At 38.4% G+C, this 14884-nt stretch carries 17 protein-coding genes; 2 read left to right on the top strand and 15 right to left on the bottom strand.

The window, feature by feature from the left end; genetic code table 11:
• Positions 1 to 13: 13 nt before the first annotated feature.
• The 5 genes from QNH20_RS06055 to QNH20_RS06035 form a co-directional block, all read right to left on the bottom strand.
• Positions 14 to 1477 (bottom strand): amidase family protein, encoded by a 1464-nt coding sequence (locus QNH20_RS06055; RefSeq protein WP_283922011.1) that lies wholly within the window; start codon positions 1475 to 1477, stop codon positions 14 to 16.
• Between the two features lie 96 nt (positions 1478 to 1573).
• Positions 1574 to 2719, bottom strand: coding sequence for a DEAD/DEAH box helicase (locus QNH20_RS06050; RefSeq protein WP_283922010.1), 1146 nt, complete (start codon positions 2717 to 2719; stop codon positions 1574 to 1576).
• Positions 2720 to 2807: 88 nt separating this feature from the next.
• Positions 2808 to 3107 carry a DUF5658 family protein gene (locus QNH20_RS06045; protein WP_283922009.1) on the bottom strand — a complete coding sequence of 100 codons (300 nt, stop codon included), beginning with the start codon at positions 3105 to 3107 and terminating at the stop codon, positions 2808 to 2810.
• A 327-nt stretch (positions 3108 to 3434) separates the two neighbouring features.
• Positions 3435 to 3644: a heavy-metal-associated domain-containing protein gene (locus tag QNH20_RS06040; RefSeq protein ID WP_283922008.1), complete on the bottom strand. Its 210-nt coding sequence runs from the start codon at positions 3642 to 3644 to the stop codon at positions 3435 to 3437.
• Positions 3645 to 3660: 16 nt separating this feature from the next.
• Positions 3661 to 4113, bottom strand: coding sequence for a flavodoxin (locus tag QNH20_RS06035; protein WP_283922007.1), 453 nt, complete (start codon positions 4111 to 4113; stop codon positions 3661 to 3663).
• Positions 4114 to 4271: 158 nt separating this feature from the next.
• Here QNH20_RS06035 and QNH20_RS06030 point away from each other — a divergent pair, with 158 nt between their 5' ends.
• On the top strand, positions 4272 to 4979 hold the full coding sequence (locus QNH20_RS06030; RefSeq protein WP_283922006.1) for a Crp/Fnr family transcriptional regulator: 708 nt from the start codon (positions 4272 to 4274) through the stop codon (positions 4977 to 4979).
• On the opposite strand, the gene QNH20_RS06025 is transcribed toward QNH20_RS06030, so the two are convergent.
• From QNH20_RS06025 to QNH20_RS06000, 6 genes are all read right to left on the bottom strand, one after another.
• Positions 4976 to 5176, bottom strand: coding sequence for an amino acid decarboxylase (locus QNH20_RS06025; RefSeq protein ID WP_283922005.1), 201 nt, complete (start codon positions 5174 to 5176; stop codon positions 4976 to 4978). The genes QNH20_RS06030 and QNH20_RS06025 overlap by 4 nt on opposite strands.
• 235 nt (positions 5177 to 5411) lie before the next feature.
• Entirely contained in the window at positions 5412 to 6032 is a 621-nt protein-coding gene (gene kynB / locus QNH20_RS06020) for an arylformamidase (protein ID WP_283922004.1), read from the bottom strand.
• 286 nt (positions 6033 to 6318) lie between these two features.
• Positions 6319 to 6684, bottom strand: coding sequence for an SCP2 sterol-binding domain-containing protein (locus tag QNH20_RS06015; RefSeq protein WP_283922003.1), 366 nt, complete (start codon positions 6682 to 6684; stop codon positions 6319 to 6321).
• A 122-nt stretch (positions 6685 to 6806) separates the two neighbouring features.
• Positions 6807 to 7409 carry a TetR/AcrR family transcriptional regulator gene (locus QNH20_RS06010; protein ID WP_283922002.1) on the bottom strand — a complete coding sequence of 201 codons (603 nt, stop codon included), beginning with the start codon at positions 7407 to 7409 and terminating at the stop codon, positions 6807 to 6809.
• A 128-nt stretch (positions 7410 to 7537) separates the two neighbouring features.
• Positions 7538 to 8554 (bottom strand): 4Fe-4S binding protein, encoded by a 1017-nt coding sequence (locus QNH20_RS06005; protein WP_283922001.1) that lies wholly within the window; start codon positions 8552 to 8554, stop codon positions 7538 to 7540.
• 296 nt (positions 8555 to 8850) lie between these two features.
• Positions 8851 to 9837 (bottom strand): Gfo/Idh/MocA family protein, encoded by a 987-nt coding sequence (locus tag QNH20_RS06000; RefSeq protein WP_349632703.1) that lies wholly within the window; start codon positions 9835 to 9837, stop codon positions 8851 to 8853.
• 383 nt (positions 9838 to 10220) lie between these two features.
• On the opposite strand from QNH20_RS06000, the gene QNH20_RS05995 reads away from it, so the two are divergent.
• A complete protein-coding gene (locus QNH20_RS05995; protein ID WP_283922000.1) occupies positions 10221 to 11879 on the top strand; it encodes a glutamine--tRNA ligase/YqeY domain fusion protein in 1659 nt (552 codons plus the stop codon).
• A 153-nt stretch (positions 11880 to 12032) separates the two neighbouring features.
• Here QNH20_RS05995 and QNH20_RS05990 read toward each other — a convergent pair whose 3' ends face one another.
• Genes QNH20_RS05990 through QNH20_RS05975 form a run of 4 tightly spaced genes read right to left on the bottom strand, consistent with a single transcriptional unit; the run spans position 12033 to position 14854 of the window.
• Positions 12033 to 13043 (bottom strand): PAS domain-containing sensor histidine kinase, encoded by a 1011-nt coding sequence (locus tag QNH20_RS05990; RefSeq protein WP_283921999.1) that lies wholly within the window; start codon positions 13041 to 13043, stop codon positions 12033 to 12035.
• 16 nt (positions 13044 to 13059) lie between these two features.
• Entirely contained in the window at positions 13060 to 13509 is a 450-nt protein-coding gene (locus QNH20_RS05985) for a GAF domain-containing protein (protein ID WP_283921998.1), read from the bottom strand.
• A gap of 15 nt (positions 13510 to 13524) precedes the next feature.
• Positions 13525 to 14175, bottom strand: coding sequence for a response regulator (locus QNH20_RS05980; protein ID WP_283921997.1), 651 nt, complete (start codon positions 14173 to 14175; stop codon positions 13525 to 13527).
• A gap of 19 nt (positions 14176 to 14194) precedes the next feature.
• Positions 14195 to 14854 carry a sensor histidine kinase gene (locus QNH20_RS05975; RefSeq protein WP_283921996.1) on the bottom strand — a complete coding sequence of 220 codons (660 nt, stop codon included), beginning with the start codon at positions 14852 to 14854 and terminating at the stop codon, positions 14195 to 14197.
• Positions 14855 to 14884 lie beyond the last annotated feature (30 nt).

The raw sequence follows: 14884 nt of genomic DNA, 5'->3' as shown, positions 1-14884 counted from the left end.
AATTCAAGAAAACTTATTCTATGACGGGTGGCTTACGGTAGCCTGTCATTTGTTCAAAGGCATACGCTATTTGGATTAAAAGCGGTTCACTATAAGCGGTTCCTGCAAAGGTAATCCCCACTGGCTCTCCTTCAGAGGTATAGCCAGCCGGAACAGCAATTGTTGGATAACCTGCTTTGGCACTAATATGTGAGCCTTCATCGCTTGGAAAAACAATTGTATCCAAATCATATGTTTCTAAAGCAAAATCAATCCCTTGCATTGTCGAATGATAAAGGTCGAATTCCAATGCTTCGATATAAACAGCTTCCGTTAAAGAACCGCTCGTTTTTTCTGATGCAAGCAGTACGGACTGACCATACTTTAGCATATTTTCTTCATTTTTATTATTAAACTCAATTAGATCTGCTAAAGTTCTAACGGGTATGGATGGGTGGAGGCCATTCAAATATAAGTTTAAGTCCGATTTAAATTCATATGTTAACACATCATACTTCCATTCTGCTTTAGCAGCAGGGATTTCAATTTGCTCAATGACTTCTGCTCCTGACGATTTCAGCACTTCCAAAGCTGCCGCCACAACCTTTTGTTTTTCCTTACTTAAAAGCTCCATAAATCCATCTAAAGCGATTCCGATTCTTTTTCCCTTCAGTCCATCCTTTTTAAGAAATTCAGTAAAATCAAAATCACTAAACGGGTTTGTCCCGGTAATGGGATCAAGTTCATCTTTTCCACACAGTGCATTTAACAGAATTGCTGCATCCTCAACCGTCCTTGCCATCGGCCCAGCAGTATCCTGAGTATGGGCGATAGGGATAATTCCTCTGCGGCTAATTAGACCAACGGTTGGTTTAATTCCTACTAACGAATTTTGGCAGGATGGATTTAGAATCGAGCCCGAGGTTTCTGTCCCGATAGCGGCTGCGGCAAAATTGGCTGCAATTGCCGCTCCTGAACCTGAACTGGAGCCGCCGACATCAAATTTTCCCAGACCATACGGATTCAGAACTTGGCCGCCTCTTGAACTATAGCCGCTTTTCATGCCAATCGCCATGAAATTTGCCCATTCAGTCATATTCGTCTTCCCGAGAATAACAGCGCCAGCTTTTCGTAATTGCTCTGCAACAAACGAATCCTTAAGGGCAATAGAATTTTTTAAAGCAAGCGACCCGGCACTTGTATGCATTTTGTCAAAGGTGTCAATATTATCTTTTATTAAAATCGGTATTCCGTGCAACTTGCTGCGTTTTCCCGTTTCTTTCCGTTCTACGTCAAGCGCTTCCGCTATTTGAAGGGCATCAGGATTCACTTCAAGGATTGAATGCAGGTCTTTATCGAAACGTGAAATTCTATGTAAATACATTAAGACCAGTTCTTTAGATGTAAGCTCGCCACAATCCAATTTTTGTTGAATTTCGCTGATTGTTACCTCCTCAAGCCATTCATCGAGATATTTGATTAATTTTGGATTTTCCATTGTTACTCCCCCCATTTCTCAGTTACAAATTCTAGAGAGAAACTGGAAATCCTTTTTGACAAATGCAAAAAAGCAGTGGGAGGGGCCCCACTGCTTTCATTTTTTCAGTTTTTGTTTTCTTTGTTCTTCAGGAACAATTTGTCCTTGATAAAAAACTCTTTTATTAAGCGAGACGTTTAACTCACGACAATAGCGCTTAAGTTCACGTTCTTCGCGTTCAGTTACAAGGGAGATAATCGTACCATTAGCGCCCATTCTCCCTGTTCTTCCTGCTCTGTGCACATATTGGGAGATGTCCTTTGGGAAGTCAATCTGAACCACATGTGTAACCCCTTGAATATCAAGGCCACGTGCCGCAATATCTGTGGCAATCAACATTTTTATTTTACCATCGCGGAAAGCCTTTAATGTTTCCTGACGATCTAGCTTCTTCATGTCACTATGCAGGACCCCGATTGATAACTCTTTAAAAAGCATTTTTTCTTTAAAGACTTGAATCTCTCCGATGTCATTTATAAATGCGAGCGTTTTACTATTCTCTAAGCGGGCAATTTTTTCAAGCAGTTTAATTTTATCCCTTGGTTCACATGAAAAATATATATGCTCTACTTCTCCCGATGAAGCCATTTCATCTTTTTCAATTCTTAGTACTTCAGGTTTGTTTGTCATTTCTTTTGCCAGCTTTTCTGTCGCTGGTTTCATCGTTGCCGAAAATAATACGACTTGGCGGTCATTCAAGGTCGCTTTCACAATGTTTTGGACAGTGTGTAAATGCTCAGGGATCAAAAGCTGATCACCCTCATCAAGAACGACTGTTTTTACTTCATGCATTTTAACTTTTTTCTGCTTAATTAGTTCTAACAATCTGCCAGGTGTTGCAAAAATAACATGGGGGCGCTTTTTTAATTTTTCTAGTTGCCGTTTTAAGTTTGCCCCGCCAATAATCGACGTGCCCCTTATTCCGCTTCCTTCCGACCATTTTTGAAATTCTTGATAGACCTGCATGACTAGCTCTTGTGAAGAGGCGAGCACTACTGCTTGTAGGGACTGCGCATTCATCTCGATTTTATTTAATACTGGAAGTAAATAAGCGAGTGTCTTTCCTGTACCTGTCGGTGATTCGGCAATTAGATCTTTGCCTTCTGAAATTAGTGGGATTGCGGCTTCTTGAATCGAAGTCGGTTGTTGAAACCCTGATTTTTCCCACGCTTCCTGTAAAAATGGCTTTAACGTATTTAACATGTTGTACTCCTTATATCATTTTTCTTATTATTTGTTTTTCGATATCGTATTGATACTATCGTAATAATCTTTGGGTGTCTAGATGGGATCATGTTGAAGTATTGATGTAGAGGATAATCCAGATCGTGTGATATACAAGGACAGAGAGGTAAAGAACACAGGTGGAGGCGATGAGCTTTCTAATCCATCCTTTCAAAGGTCGATAATAAAACAAACTAAGCAGGAGAAGAGGCAGAACTATTTTTATCATATAAAAATAGGACCAGCTTTGTTCAATGACAAGCTTCATCATCGGGTTCCCTTCTTCAACGAAACCTGAAGCAATCCCGAAATGGGTCAAGACAGCGTCCAATACACCGGCAAATAACAGGAATAAGCAGAGTCTCATGGTTCCTCCTTTAAAAATTTTTTACTACCTATAACAATTGTTGCTCTTAATTTTGTACGCTAACTCATTCTTTATTTAAAAACAAAAAGAGAACATTTAAGTCCGCTTGTAACTGAGCCTTTAATTCAATTTACATAAAGGCATCCTCGAATTTACTTTCCTGTTTGTTCTCCAAAATATTTCTTCCCTTTTTTGGTTATTATTTTACCGGGAGGAAAAATTATTACTGTCGTAGATATTGCTATATCATTATTTATTATAACGAACTTAAATGTTCTTAATAAAGTATTTTTTATAAAAAAAACTGCTCCCTGCGAGCAGCATTTGTTAATCAAACGTTCGCAGTGTCCATTTATAAAGATTACGATTAATTTCCTCTGATTGAATGATATTTTCATTAAAGGTGATTAACATTTTTCCACTTCCGGACAATATCTTTATTTTTTCAATACCTTGGGTTCTTTGTATCTGTCTTTTAATTCTCCCGATACAACCTGTGCAGGCAACATCATTCAATGCCAGTTCCATCATACTCATCCTCACTAAACTCCTCTCAAGAAAATAATAATTTTTCTACAAAGGAATGACCAAATTTGATACATTGTTCTATTCCCGTTTCAGTTGGTGAAAGGTCGATTTTTAAACCCTCAAGCACGATATCAGCACCCAATTCCGCAAGCTTTTTCGCTAAAATATCAACCGCACCCCCGTGATGCTCATACGAAGAATCGCATGAGCCAAAAGCAGCTGCTATTTTCCCCGTTAAATTTAATTGGTCCATTTCATGATAAAAATCAAGATACTCATCCGGCAGCTCGCCATCTCCCCAGGTATAGGCACCCAACAATATACCATCGTAATCTTGAAGATCTGTTACATCTACTTCTAAAATATCCTTTATCGTTACAGAACCGTCGGTCTTTTGAATGCCTTCTCCAATAAGGTTGGCTATTTCTTCAGTATTCCCTGTCATACTTGAATAAACGATTAAACAGGATGCATTCATGGTGAAATCACCTCATGTTTTTCTTTCATTTTAATGGGAATCATTCTCATTAACCTTGATCTGTATCAAGAAAAGGAAAGAATTGATACAAATCACTACTTAAATTTTCATAAGCAGATAATATTAAACTTATAGATTATCGGAAAGGAGTTGGGAGAATGAGCTGTGACCATTGTTGTTCTTATCCATCTTCATGTATCACATCTGTTCCCGTTTTCAAAGGGATGAAAGAAGCGGACCTTCAACTATTACAAAAAGTAACAAGGAGCAGCCACTTTTTAAAAGGGGAGATTATTTTTCGAGAAGGGGAACGTTCCGAAACGCTATTTGTTGTGAATGAAGGTCTGATTAAACTAACTAAAATGTCTGCAGAAGGAAAGGAACACATTGTCCGCTTGTTGTTTCCAGGGGATTTCTTTGGATTATTTTCATTACTGAAGAGCGAAAAACATTATCTAAATACGGAAGCTATTGGGGGATCACCTACGCTGATTTGCTATATCGAGAAAAAGGATTTTCTGAAGACGATGGAGGATAACGCTGATTTATCCTTCCGTTTTTTACTGACAGTTAATGACCGTTTGTATGAAGCGGATGAGTCGGTTGGATTCTTGAGTTTAATGGAGGTGGAACAGCGACTGGCAAGGGCTCTTATTCTTTTTCATGATAAATTGAACGCAAGGAACGGAACCTTTACGTTGCCCATAACGAAAAAGGATTTAGCCAGCTATATTGGAACAACTCCAGAATCAGTAAGTAGAAAGCTCTTATCGTTTAAGTCACAAAAACTGATTACAATCGATGGACGCAGAAAAATACAAATTCTAGAGTTGGACCAACTTAAACAAATGGCGGAAATGAATTAAAACACATCTAATTTTACAGCCATATGTCTAAAATGCATAGGTTCGATTTCATTGACAATCACGTTCATTCCAAATGATTGCAAATTTGCGATTAACGGCTCCCCTCGATGCGGTATATAAATTTCGAAAATAGTTCCTACTGGTGCAGCTTTTAGAGAGTTTAATATTTCCCGACGTGGATGCTCCCCCTTTTGCATAAGTTTCAGCTATTGAAAGCACCAAACATGTGAAAGAAAATACTGGGGTGCTTTCGAAAAAGACAAAGACTGCCGAACCCTCATTTAAGGACTACGTTCTTCCAGTTTCTGTAGGTCTTGTATTCCTCATCGTCTTCGGAAGCTACTGGCTCATATACAAACGCAAGCATATCTAATGTTTATGGTGCCTGACACCATATCTACCTCTGCCGTAGTACAAATGATGCCTGACACCCTACCATTGTCTTAGGATGGCGCGGACGGGGCTGCCGTCTCCTTCGACTAGTGGCAACGGCAGGGCGATTAATTCGTAATCTCCCGGTTCGATTCCTTCTAGCATTAGTGATTCTAAAATGTGAATCCCATTATCATACAAGCTGTGATGTGCTGGCAGCTCCTTACTGTCAATCGGATCTACAGACGGAACATCTAGACCAATAAGCTTAACCCCTTTACTAGCCAATAATGGCGCCAGGTCTGGCTCAATATATGGGATTTTCTCAGGGAATTCGGCTGGATTTTGCCAGGCAAGTGTTCTAAATAACACCCTTTTACACCCATCAATATCAATGCCGTTCAAATCTGCTGCACTAATACTTTCCTTACCAATCATATTTAGGACTCTCGCAGGGCCGATGTAAAGACTAAGATCCAGTTCAATGATTCGTTTTCCATCGTTATCAAAATGAAAAGGAGCATCCACATGTGTTCCCGTGTGAGTACTTAATTCGAGCCTTCCAACATTTACTGAACCGCTTTCTTCCATAGGCCATGAGACCTCGAATTGAAAAGGGGTATCACCCGGCCAAACCGGCATTCCATTTTCCAGTTTTCTAGAAATATCGAATATCCTCATCCTCTTTCCCTCCTAAAACAATCATATTATGCTTTTTCTCATTATTTCATATTGTCCCAATCTTTTTCCATTATTTTTTTTGGAAATCGATATATAGAATCTCAAACTAAAAAAGACAGGAGAGTGGACTCCTGCCAATTCATTGAATCGCTCCTAAAATTCACCACTATAATAAATAATCCCCTCTTTTAATTCATTAAATGGTATAAAAAAAAGAGACAAAAAGGGCCGTAGCCTTACTTTGTCTCTTTTTCCAATATCGATGTTCCTGCAGGTTAAATCTGACTTAAAATGGTTCCTTAATATTGTATTTTCGGAGAATGGTTTCTATTTTCATTCCTTTGCTAATATCACCTTTTGCCTTTACCTTCCCTGTCATTAATGCAACGGCACCACTTTGTTTTCCTAAAACAAATTTCTTGAAGTTATCATATGATAATGCCATCGTTACATCAGGAGTAGCTTCTACTCCTTCCTTAATCGTTAGTTTATCATTCTGAAAATAATGCTGGTACGTACCCGTCTCCTCACCGTGTACATCATATTGAACAATCGCGTTAAACCCTTTAATTGGCGCGGGATTTTCATTAAAAATCTCCTCAATTCTTTCCATTAGGTCTGATAACGAGTATTCGTTAATTGCTTTTGCCATTAATAACTCCCCCCTCATTAGTAGAAACTGGTATTTCATCTAAATCAATGATACTAATACGTATCCGTATTTTTCAATGAAAAATTTTTGAACTTTTTTGACTTCTCCTTAAAAACCATCCGTTAATTAGCTAAATTCACGAAAGCTCCAATTACAATTCGATTAAGAAGACGGGCAATTTCATCAAAATTGACTTTTTGGCCGCTCGTTTCGTTATAATTTTGAACAACCACTTCGTTGATGGCTCCTACCATTGCCTGCGATACGACACACATATCCGATTCGGAAACCGTTTCAGGCAACAACCCCTGTACAGTTTGAAAAATAAGTTGGGCAAAACGGCGATGGGCCTCATTCCTTACTTTTTCCACCTCTTTTGAAACACCAACTGATTCTACCAACATTAAATTTGCGGCCTTAATATCAGTAAAACAAATTTCGATATAACGGCGAATCCCTACATAGGCTTTGTAAGCATTTCTAGGTTCTTGTTCACTTGCCCTTCTAACCTCCTCAAGTATTTCCGAAGCTACCAAATTCAATAGCTCAGCCATTAATTCCTCTTTACTAGAGAAGTATTGGTAAAAGGTTGTTTTAGAAACCCTCGCCATTTCAACAATATCCAGAACGGAGGTTTTTTTAAAGCCTTCATTGGTAAAAAGAAAAAGTCCCGAATAAAGAATTTTTTCCTTTGCTTCTATCGGCATTTCCTTTAAAAATAGCATCCTAATCAGTCCAATCATATTAGTACGAAAACATATTTGTTTAAATTTTATAAGAATTGAATAGGTTTCACAAGAAACCTATTCAAAAGAATGCAACCAACTTGATGCTGCAAATGGAACAATTAATTCTAATGACCGATGTACCGTGCATTTGGAATCAATTCTTTCCATTCTTGATAGGAAATGATAGTATCCCAGTGTCCTGTTATTTTTGCAATACCAATGACAACGAAAAACAGAACGAAGAAGGTAACAGGAACGAACCATTTATTAACCTTTTTATTAGCAACCGTCATGTTCAATGTATCCTTTACGGGGCATGCTTCCACACATGACATACAGGCTGAACAATTGAGTGAATTTACTTTTTCAGCCTTATGAACCTTCAATCTTTGCGGACAAACCTTTGTACACATTTCACAGTTCGTACAGGTATCTTCATTTCGCTCTATTTTGGTAACTCTAAAGATAGAACCAAGACCAATCAATGCACCGTACGGGCAAAGGAACCGGCACCAAAAGTTTCTGAAGAATAATGATAGAATAAAGATGACAATTATAAATTTCAACATAAAGCCGCTTATGTTAAGGAATAGTAATAACATTTTTACATCAGAAACTTTATTATAAGGGTCTACAAGGAAGCTCTTTGCGCTGAAGATGTCCATTTGTATAACCATACCCACAAAGAATAACAACAAGACATATTTTATAGGCGTTAAAAACCAAACAAGCCATTGCGGTAATTCAAAGTTCTTTTTAAACAGTTTCCTGCCAAGCCAGCCGACCATTTCACCAGCCGTTCCAACAGGGCAAATCCAGCTACAGAATGATTTACGTAAGAGGATCCCTGCACCAATAAAAAACGAGAGCAGCACAAGTCCTGCCGGATGGATTACATCAAACTCTCCACTCGTCAACCAAACCTTCAGCGCCACTAAAGCACTGATAGGCAGAAATCCTTCTACCGCAGATGGACGTTCGACGAAGGGCGTTTTTCCGTTCGTTTCAAAATGCTGATAAAATTGATAAAATTGCAGACCTACATATAGTAAAAACAACAGAAACACTGCCTGAACGATATACCTTGTGATTTGAACAGGCTTACATTTCAATTGTTTCTTATACCAAGCTTTTGACTTCATACCGTTACCTCCATTCTTTCGTTATCTTAACTATAAATAACGGAAAAAAACGGGTATGTGATTTAAATCAACGAATTAATGCATTTCATAAAGATGTCACATAAGCTCCTTACATGTAAAAACATTGGATTGGTAAAAGCCGATGTCATAAGACAAGTGATAAAGAAGATTCACCGATTAGCGAGTCCTGAAGGAGTAAGACAGAGGAGTAGTCGCAGTATTTCAGCTAAGAAAATTATACTTTCCTATCTAAAAACAAAAAATGCCAGTGGATAGACAGATCCACTGGCATTTTTTTATTTTTCTGCGGCAAAAATTATTTTATTTTGCTTTCGTGCCTCTTCTGTAATGCGGAGGACAATTTCGCTCCATTTTTTTAGCCGATTATACTCCTCATCATTTTTCGTTTCAATGATTTGGGCGATATTTAAACATTCATAGACCATGTTTTGTTCTTCTTGCTCGACACTTAGGATTTGACTTGCTTTTGTGTGGCTGTCAATATATTTAATCTCAGAAATTGGCGCAGCATCTTCAAGGACAAAGGTTCCCGCCTCTCCATGAATCTCACAAGGAAGAACGGAATGAGATATCTTTGAACAAAGAATCGTACAAACGAATTCATTATATTCCAACACAAGCGTCCCGCTTCCATCTACACCGCTTCTTAACATCACTGGGTGATAGGTAACCTTATTCGGATCACCAAACAATCCAACTGCTAAATATAGCGGATAGACACCTAAGTCAACCAGTGCACCACCTGAGTATTGGGCAGAGAAGATATTAGGCTCCTCTCCCTGCAAAAATAAATCATACCGGGAGGAATATTGGATATAAGGAAGCATCGTGCTTCTCAGCTTCCCAGCTAAAGGAAGCTTTTCCTTTAAAATTTTAAAATTAGGTGTATGGATATTTCGAATCGCTTCGAACAAGTAAACTCCATTTTCTTCCGCTGTCCGGTATGCCTCTGCTAATTCAGCTGTATTAGAAAAAATCGGCTTTTCACAGATGACATGTTTTTTATTTTTCAAAAAGGTTAGTGTTTGTTCAAAATGGACAGAATTAGGCGAAGCAATATATACAGCCTGTATTTCTTTGCTTTTCGCCATTTCTGCTAAATCTGAATAAAAATATGGAGCTTTATATTGATCAGCAAGTTTTTTCGCATTCTCCTCTGTTCGTGAGTATACCCCCATTAACTGAAACTGTTTGCTTAGGCTTGCTGCCTGGATAAAGGATTCGGTAATCCACCCTGTTCCAACTGTAGCAAAGTTAATCATTTCACTACCTCTTTCTTTTTATTACTTTCAAGATACCATTTTAGTATTTTTATGCCTCGTTTACCAATGATAAAATTGAAAATTTTTCATAATATGCCTGTTTTGTTCATGAATTGTTGGGAACAATGGAAAAATATCAGTTTTTATGTTATTTATAAGTAATAGAAATGAAGAAAAGCGGATGGCGCTTGCTTATTAGCGAAATAGGAAGACTAATCGATTGGCAAGTAAAACGAAGCAAAGATTAATCTTCCTTAATGCCTACGAAGCAGCCTAGGATAAGACAAGCCGGCAGGAAAGTTGTTCTTCAATATTCTTACACGGGTTGGCTTATGACCGAGCAGATGGCGGCCGGAGCTAGACAATGAAGAAAGAGGTTGAAAATGGTGGATAATCAAACATCAAATTTTATTAAAGATATTATGATAAAAGACTTGGAATCAGGTAAGCACCAGGAGATCATTACTCGTTTCCCACCAGAGCCAAACGGTTATTTACATATTGGACATGCAAAATCGATTATCATCAATTTTGGCTTAGCAGATGAATTTAACGGGAAAACCAATTTACGCTTTGACGATACCAACCCGTTAAAGGAAGATATCGAATATGTAAATTCTATTAAAGAAGACGTAAAATGGCTTGGTTTTGAATGGGATAACTTATTATTTGCCTCCAATTATTTTGAAGAAATGTATAACAAAGCTGTTCTTTTAATTAAAAAAGGTTTAGCATATGTAGACGACTTGTCAGCTGATGAAATCCGTGAATACCGCGGCACACTGACAGAGCCTGGGAAGAATAGCCCATACCGCGACCGAACCGTTGAGGAAAACCTTGATTTATTTTTACGGATGCGGAATGGTGAGTTCGAAAACGGACAAAAGGTCTTGCGGGCAAAAATTGATATGGCCTCACCAAATATTAATTTGCGTGACCCTGTCATTTACCGTATCTCCCATGCTACTCATCATAACACGGGGGATAAATGGTGCATTTATCCAATGTATGCTTTTGCCCATCCACTTGAAGATGCGATTGAGGGTGTTACTCATTCGATTTGTACGATTGAATTTGAGGATCAGCGTCCCCTTTATAATTGGGTTGTGGAACATAGTGAAATGGAGAACACACCACAGCAAATCGAATTTGGCCGCTTAAACGTGTCCAATACTGTTATGAGTAAACGGAAGCTTAAGCAATTGGTAGACGAAGGGTTTGTTGATGGCTGGGATGACCCACGGATGCCAACCATTTCCGGGATGAGAAGAAAAGGGTTCACCCCTGAATCGATTCGGACATTTGTTAGCGAAACAGCTATTACTAAGAACAACAGTACCGTTGATTCGCAAATGCTTGAACACTTTGTCCGTGAAGATTTGAAATTAAAAGCACCACGGACAATGGGTATCCTTAACCCATTAAAAGTAGTTATCACAAATTATCCGGAAGGCCAAATTGAATTGCTTGATGCAGAAATCAATCCAGAAAATCCAGAAATGGGAATACGAAAAATTCCGTTTTCCCGTGAGATTTATATCGAAAAAGATGATTTCATGGAAGAGCCGCCAAAAAAATATTTCCGTCTGTTCCCTGGCAATGAGGTTCGCCTAAAAAATGCATATTTCATTAAATGTAAAGAAATCATTAAGGATGCAAATGGTGAAGTCGTGGAGCTGCGTTGCACATACGATCCAGAAACAAAGAGCGGTACAGGTTTTACTGGCAGAAAAGTAAAAGGAACGATTCATTGGGTAGAAGCAACCCATGCTGTTCCAGCTGAATTTCGTTTATATGAACCGTTAATATTGGATGAAACTGAAGAAGCTGATGAAGAAGGAAAAACATTCCTTGATTATGTTAATCCAAACTCATTGGAAGTGCTGCAAGGCTTTGTCGAACCAAACATGAGAGAAAGCAGACCACAGGAAAAATTCCAATTCTTTAGACACGGCTATTTTAATGTCGATCCAAAAGACACAACAGTTGACAAGCTTGTGTTCAATCGGATTGTTAGTTTAAAAAGCTCATTTAGAATATAAAGAAAACTTGCCGATTTGCGAGCCCCTAAGGGCGAACCCAGAGCGCAGTTGCACTTATACGTTAGGAAAGAATAAATTTGAATTCTTTTCTATTAGCTAATGAAAAAGGGTGTCAGGCACTTTTTGGTGCCTGACACCCTTTTCTTATTCTCTTCAATAACCTGGTACTTCTAAAATGATTTTTGTTCCCTTTCCTGGTGAAGTTTTTATAGTAAGGGTACCGTCAACAGACCGAGCTCTTTCATCCATGCTGAAAAGGCCAACACCAGGCAATTGCTTTTTCGTGTCAAAACCCTTTCCCTGGTCTTCAATCATTACCCTAACCACGTCATCAATCTCTCTTACAGTCACAGCTGCTTCCGATACTTCAGCATATTTTCGGATATTTGTTAATGCCTCTTGAATAATCCGATAAATCGTCAATTCGATACTGATAGTAAGGCGGCGGTTTAATACGCAATCAAAAAAAACATCGATATGGTAATGGTCTGAATAACGGGATAAATAAGAACGGATGGCGGGTACTAGCCCAAGGTCATCTAATACAGATGGACGCAGTTCCCAGGAGATTTCGCGGATTTCTTCAATCAATTGGGCCGCTTCTTTTTGCATCTGGACAAGGAGCGGATGGTCTATTTCAGAAAGCATCCGGTTGATTGTTATCAGGTGACTATAAAGATTTTGACCAATTCCATCATGTAAATTTCTTGATAAGCGCTTTCGTTCTTCTTCCTGCACATCAATGATGGTCGTCATCATTTTTTGTAATTCTTGCTCCACGCGTTTTCTTTCCGTAATTTCGTAGCGAATCGCCAAATATTGATATGGCTTTCCCGTATCAGTTAAAAACGGGACGATCGTTGTATCAACCCAATAATAGGTTCCATCTTTTGCTTGATTACAAATTTCACCTTTCCAAACCTTGCCTGTACCAATCGTTCTCCACATCTCTTTAAAAAATTCTCTAGAATGAAAACCGGAATTAATAATTCGATGATCATGTCCCAAAAGTTCTTCCCGTGAATATTTGGAGATATGACAAAATTGATCGTTCACATATGTAATCATACCCCGTGAATCGGTGATGGCAACAATCGATGATGCATCAAGGGCAAATTTATAATCCATCAGTTCATTTTTGGTTAGCTGAAAATCTGTATCCATTTCCCCATCCCCCACATCACAATAACTGCTCTTTTACTAGTTGTTCCAAGGATAATGCAGATTCTTTTACCTTTTCCTGCTCCTCTTCGGTAAATGAATATTTCACCCTTTTTCCTACGAGCAATACCCCTTTAGGAACAGCATTAAAAAATAATGGAACTGCATAACAGGACACAAGTTTTTCAGCAAGTGCGATTGGATAATCGGTTACTTTTCCCAAAATATCATGCGGAAAGTTGAACATCATCATCGGACTTCCACTTGATATAACTTTTCCGGCAATCCCTTTCCCGTAACGGACCGTTATTCTCTTGTACTTATCATTTAAATTGCCTGTTGCATAATGCCATCTAACATCAGGACCAGATTCATTTTGAATGGCAAGAGCAACAAATTCACTATTTACGGCAGCCATTAACTTGTTGCATAACTCCGTAACCGCTTCCAGTTCTTTAATTACTTTCATCCCAGGTCATTCTCCTTAAATACCATAACCTAATAACCCCTTTTTAACGGCATATTCCACCAACTCGGGCCGGGTTTTCATTTGTAGTTTTTCCATCAAATTTCCTTTATGGGTTTCTACAGTTTTTACACTAATGACTAGCTGCTCTGCAATTTCCTTATTTGAGTAGCCTTTAGCAATCAGTGTTAGAACTTCTTTTTCACGATCAGATAAGAGATTGTAGGTATCACTGCCACCTTTAAGGCTGCCTAAATATTCCTCCATTAACCGTTTCTGTGCTGATGGATGTAGATAAGCATCACCAACAGCAACCGACTCGATAGCTGCCATTAATTCATCGTGTGGGGCGCTTTTTAGAATACAGCCAGATGCCCCGCCTTGAATCGCACGGAATAAGTATTCCTCATCATCATGCATTGTAAGAATTAAAATATTTATCTCAGGCATTAACTTTTTCAACTCTGTCGTTGCAGACAATCCATCTTTTCCATGTGGCATGCTTAAGTCCATGACCACCACATCTGGTTTCAGCTTTAAAGCTTTCTTGATTCCCTCATTTCCTTCTGAGGCTTCCCCGATTACTTCGATTTCAGGATTCGTATTCAGCAGCATTTTTAAGCCGCTTCTGACAACAGCATGATCATCAACCAATAGGATTTTTATCAATGTTTAACTCTCCTTTAATTTATAAGGGTAGAGATAGGTCAATAGATGTTCCTTCTCCTATTTTAGAGGAAATGATACACTGCCCGCCAGTTAGAAGCATTCTTTCTTTCATTGCTGCAAGACCAGATGAATGATGGTGTTCATCATCATGTTCTTCAAGTTGAAATCCTTTACCGAAATCATGAATAGTAATTTTTAATTCATCATTATTCCAGATAAAGTTCATTTTTACATTAGATGTATCAGCATATTTCGCAATATTCGTAAGTGCTTCCTGGCAAACCCGAAAAACAGCGATACTGTTTCGCTCCGGAATTGATTTTTCCTTACCAGTCGATTCTAAATCAACCAGAATACCAAAAGTCGAAGTATATAACTTAATATAGCTTTTAATAGCAGGGAGTAAACCAAGGGTTGTTAATGCAGGCGGATGCAATTCAACAGAAAGCAGCCTGATTTCCTGAATGGTCTTTTCAATCAGCGATTCCATTTCGCGTAAATAATTTTTCATATGAGGCTCTTGTACTACTGATTCAACAAACTGCAAACCTGTTAGAATACTGTACAGGTTTTGTCCGACACCTTCGTGAAGTTCTAATGCAATCCGTTTAATTTCTTCTTCTTGGGAATGAATAATATAAGTACTGACTTGCTGCTTTGACTTTAATACATCCATCATGCTTCCCTCCTCTTCCTTTATATTAAAAAA

This window comes from Neobacillus sp. WH10, assembly GCF_030123405.1.
GTDB lineage: Bacteria > Bacillota > Bacilli > Bacillales > Cytobacillaceae > Neobacillus.
Note: the sequence above shows the minus strand (reverse complement) of the source record. Positions and strands in the feature narration are given on the sequence as shown.

Excerpts from the sequence above, each read along its gene's own strand:
- QNH20_RS06055 (WP_283922011.1), bottom strand. The coding sequence starts at position 1,477 with ATGGAAAATCCAAAATTAATCAAATATCTCGATGAATGGCTTGAGGAG.
- QNH20_RS06050 (WP_283922010.1), bottom strand. The coding sequence starts at position 2,719 with ATGTTAAATACGTTAAAGCCATTTTTACAGGAAGCGTGGGAAAAATCA.
- QNH20_RS06045 (WP_283922009.1), bottom strand. The coding sequence starts at position 3,107 with ATGAGACTCTGCTTATTCCTGTTATTTGCCGGTGTATTGGACGCTGTC.
- QNH20_RS06040 (WP_283922008.1), bottom strand. The coding sequence starts at position 3,644 with ATGAGTATGATGGAACTGGCATTGAATGATGTTGCCTGCACAGGTTGT.
- QNH20_RS06035 (WP_283922007.1), bottom strand. The coding sequence starts at position 4,113 with ATGAATGCATCCTGTTTAATCGTTTATTCAAGTATGACAGGGAATACT.
- QNH20_RS06030 (WP_283922006.1), top strand. The coding sequence starts at position 4,272 with ATGAGCTGTGACCATTGTTGTTCTTATCCATCTTCATGTATCACATCT.
- QNH20_RS06025 (WP_283922005.1), bottom strand. The coding sequence starts at position 5,176 with ATGCAAAAGGGGGAGCATCCACGTCGGGAAATATTAAACTCTCTAAAA.
- kynB (WP_283922004.1), bottom strand. The coding sequence starts at position 6,032 with ATGAGGATATTCGATATTTCTAGAAAACTGGAAAATGGAATGCCGGTT.
- QNH20_RS06015 (WP_283922003.1), bottom strand. The coding sequence starts at position 6,684 with ATGGCAAAAGCAATTAACGAATACTCGTTATCAGACCTAATGGAAAGA.
- QNH20_RS06010 (WP_283922002.1), bottom strand. The coding sequence starts at position 7,409 with ATGCTATTTTTAAAGGAAATGCCGATAGAAGCAAAGGAAAAAATTCTT.
- QNH20_RS06005 (WP_283922001.1), bottom strand. The coding sequence starts at position 8,554 with ATGAAGTCAAAAGCTTGGTATAAGAAACAATTGAAATGTAAGCCTGTT.
- QNH20_RS06000 (WP_349632703.1), bottom strand. The coding sequence starts at position 9,837 with ATGATTAACTTTGCTACAGTTGGAACAGGGTGGATTACCGAATCCTTT.
- QNH20_RS05995 (WP_283922000.1), top strand. The coding sequence starts at position 10,221 with ATGGTGGATAATCAAACATCAAATTTTATTAAAGATATTATGATAAAA.
- QNH20_RS05990 (WP_283921999.1), bottom strand. The coding sequence starts at position 13,043 with ATGGATACAGATTTTCAGCTAACCAAAAATGAACTGATGGATTATAAA.
- QNH20_RS05985 (WP_283921998.1), bottom strand. The coding sequence starts at position 13,509 with ATGAAAGTAATTAAAGAACTGGAAGCGGTTACGGAGTTATGCAACAAG.
- QNH20_RS05975 (WP_283921996.1), bottom strand. The coding sequence starts at position 14,854 with ATGATGGATGTATTAAAGTCAAAGCAGCAAGTCAGTACTTATATTATT.